The sequence below is a fragment of the Mesorhizobium sp. M7A.F.Ca.CA.002.04.1.1 genome, from assembly GCF_004022805.1.
In the GTDB taxonomy this organism is placed as follows: Bacteria; Pseudomonadota; Alphaproteobacteria; order Rhizobiales; family Rhizobiaceae; genus Mesorhizobium; species Mesorhizobium ciceri.
In genome coordinates, this window is the sequence record NZ_RZPL01000684.1 from 1 (window position 1) to 3,046 (window position 3,046).

Genomic DNA, 3,046 nt, shown 5'->3' on the forward strand with positions numbered 1-3,046 from the left:
GACTGTCGGCGTGCCGGCGACAAACCTGTCCTACGTGCCGTTCGCCGGCGGCGGTGAGGCGTTGTCGGCGCTGCTCGGCAACCAGGTCGCGGCCGGCATCTCCGGCTTTGGCGAGTTCTCCGAGCAGGTCAAGGCGGGCGCGCTGCGGCTGCTCGCCATCTCGGCAGACAAGCGCCAGGACGGCATCGATGCGCCGACGCTGAAGGAGGCCGGCATCGATGTCGAACTGTTCAACTGGCGCGGCGTCTTCGCACCGCCGGGTATTTCCGACGCCGACAAGGCAGCGATGATCACCCTGATCGAGACCATGGCCAAGAGCGACGCGTGGGCGACCGAATGCAAGAACCGCAACTGGACGCCGATCCTGCTCACCGGCGACGACTATGCGAAGTTCGTCACCGAGGATTCAGCCCGCATCGAGGCGATCCTGAAGGATCTCGGGCTCGCCTGATCCATCGTCATAGGGGCGGCGCAGGTCGCCCCTTCTCGCATGAAATGCAAGCCGGCATGACCCTGCGGTGGGGAGCAAGCATGCGGCGCCGGGCATTTCCGCCAACCATACTTGGCCAGCTCTCCTGGGGAGGACAATCATGAGCACCAGCGACCAGCAGGCGGCGCCGTCGCGGCTTGCCGTGCCGGAATTGTTGATAGGCATCGGGCTCCTGGCCTGCGCCGGCGCCGTCGCCTGGCAGACGCTGGCGATCCCGGTGTCGCCGCTCTACTCCAAGGTCGGCCCGACCGTCTTTCCCTACCTTACCATGGTTGGCCTGGTGGTACTTTCGCTGTTGCTCATCCTTGCCGCGCTTCGCGGCGGCTGGCAGCCGGAGGAGGAAAAGGAGACGCCGACCGACTGGAAGGCAATGGGCTTCGTCGTTATCGGCCTGATCGCCAATCTGCTGCTCATCCAACCGCTCGGCTTCACGGCGGCATCCGTCATCATGTTCGTGCTCGTCTGCTACGGCTTCGGCAGCAAGCGTACGCTGCGGGACGTCGTGCTCGGCCTTATCCTGGCGCTGGCCGCCTATTTCGGCTTCGCCAGGGCGCTCGGCGTCAACATCGGTGCCGGTTTCATCGAGAACCAGCTGAACACGGTCATCGATGCGTTCATCACCATGTTGAGGGGCTGACGCCATGGAAACGCTCGGACATCTGGCACATGGCTTCTCGGTCGCCTTCACCCCGGTCAACCTTCTGTGGTGCCTGCTCGGCACCACGCTTGGTACCGCCATCGGTGTGCTGCCCGGTCTTGGGCCGGCGCTGACCATCGCGCTGCTTTTGCCGATCACCTATCAGGTGGCGCCGGAGGCATCCTTCATCCTGTTTGCCGGCATCTATTACGGCGCCATGTACGGCGGCTCGACGACGTCGATCCTGCTCAACACGCCCGGCGAAAGCGCCACCATCGTCACCGCGCTGGAAGGCAACAGGATGGCGCGTTCCGGCCGCGGCGGTGCAGCCCTCGCCACTTCGGCGATCGGCTCGTTCGTCGCCGGCACGATCGGCACGATGGGCGTCGCTTTCCTGGCGCCGGTGGTGGTCAAATTCGCGCTGGCCTTCGGTCCGGCCGAATATTTCTCGCTGATGGTGCTGGCCTTCATCACCGTCTCGGCGGTGCTCGGCTCGTCTTCCGTTCGCGGCCTGACCAGCCTGTTCGCAGGCTTCGTCATCGGCATGATCGGCGTCGACCTGCAGACCGGCCAGCCGCGCTTCACCTTCGGCATGACCGAACTGCTCGACGGCGTCGACGTCATCATCGCCGCCGTTGGCCTGTTTGCGGTCGGCGAGACGCTGTACATGGCCTCGCGCCGCTATGCCGGCAAGGACGAGATCGTGCCGCTGAAGGGCTCGCTCTACATGACGGCGGCCGAGTGGGGGCGTTCGTGGAAACCCTGGCTACGCGGCGCCGCGATCGGCTTCCCGATCGGCGCCATGCCGGCGGGCGGCGCCGAAATCCCGACTTTCCTGTCCTATGCCATCGAAAAGAAGCTGTCGAAGCACAAGCAGGAGTTCGGCACGGTCGGCGCCATCGAAGGCGTTGCCGGCCCCGAGGCCGCCAACAATGCGTCCGCAGCCGGCGTGCTGGTGCCGATGCTGACGCTTGGCCTGCCGACCTCGGCGACGGCGGCGATCATGCTGTCGGCGTTCCAGAGCTACGGCATCAATCCCGGACCACTGCTTTTGACGACCCAGGGCGACCTCGTCTGGGGGCTGATCGCCAGCCTGTTCATCGCCAACGTCATCCTGGTCATCCTCAACCTGCCGCTGATCGGGCTGTGGGTGCGGCTGCTGAAAATCCCGGCGCCGCAGCTCTATGCCGGCATCCTGGTGTTCGCCACGGTCGGCACCTATGGCATTTCGCAATCGCCCATCGACCTCGTCATCCTCTATCTGCTGGGGGCCGCCGGTTTCCTGATGCGGCGGTTCGATTTTCCGACCGCGCCTGTCATCATCGGCATGATCCTTGGGCCGCTCGCCGAAACCCAGTTCCGCCGGGCGATGACTATCTCGAATGGCGACTGGTCCGTGTTCTACACCCACAAACTGTCGCTGACACTGCTGACGCTCGCCTTCATCGGTCTCGCCGGCCCGCATATCTGGGCCTTCATCGAGCATCGTCGTCGGCGCGGACCGGAGCATGTGCCCGGCGATGCCTGATCGATCCCTGATGCCATGACAGAACTGCTTTCCGGTATTCGCGTCCTCGACCTGACCAATGTCCTGGCCGGTCCCTACTGTGCCTATCAGCTGGCGCTGCTGGGCGCCGACGTGATCAAGGTCGAGGCGCCGCAAGGCGGCGACCTCGCCCGCCAGCTCGGCGGCTCGGCAAAGCTGAACAGCGCCGGCATGGGCGCCTCGTTCCTGGCTCAGAACGCCGGCAAACGGTCGGTTGTGCTCGACCTCAAGAAGCAAGCCGATCGCGAGCGCTTTTTCGATCTGGTGGCCAGCGCCGACGCACTGGTGGAGAATTTCCGCCCCGGCGTGATGGATCGGCTGGGGCTTGGCTACGAGGCACTGAAGACGGTCCGTCCGGGCCTCGTCTATTGCG

At 65.1% G+C, this 3,046-nt stretch carries 4 protein-coding genes; all 4 read left to right on the forward strand.

The window, feature by feature from the left end; translation table 11 throughout:
• On the forward strand, nt 1-451 hold a 451-nt coding region (locus ENZ75_RS26720), incomplete at its 5' end, for a tripartite tricarboxylate transporter substrate-binding protein (RefSeq protein ID WP_281061288.1).
• 139 nt (nt 452-590) lie between these two features.
• Nucleotides 591-1,127 carry a tripartite tricarboxylate transporter TctB family protein gene (locus tag ENZ75_RS26725; protein WP_063168998.1) on the forward strand — a complete coding sequence of 179 codons (537 nt, stop codon included), beginning with the start codon at nt 591-593 and terminating at the stop codon, nt 1,125-1,127.
• A 4-nt stretch (nt 1,128-1,131) separates the two neighbouring features.
• Nucleotides 1,132-2,655 (forward strand): tripartite tricarboxylate transporter permease, encoded by a 1,524-nt coding sequence (locus ENZ75_RS26730; RefSeq protein WP_013529613.1) that lies wholly within the window; start codon nt 1,132-1,134, stop codon nt 2,653-2,655.
• 15 nt (nt 2,656-2,670) lie between these two features.
• Nucleotides 2,671-3,046: CoA transferase (locus ENZ75_RS26735; protein WP_206617110.1), on the forward strand; the 376-nt coding region annotated here is incomplete at its 3' end.

Excerpts from the sequence above, each read along its gene's own strand:
- ENZ75_RS26725 (WP_063168998.1), top strand. The coding sequence starts at position 591 with ATGAGCACCAGCGACCAGCAGGCGGCGCCGTCGCGGCTTGCCGTGCCG.
- ENZ75_RS26730 (WP_013529613.1), top strand. The coding sequence starts at position 1,132 with ATGGAAACGCTCGGACATCTGGCACATGGCTTCTCGGTCGCCTTCACC.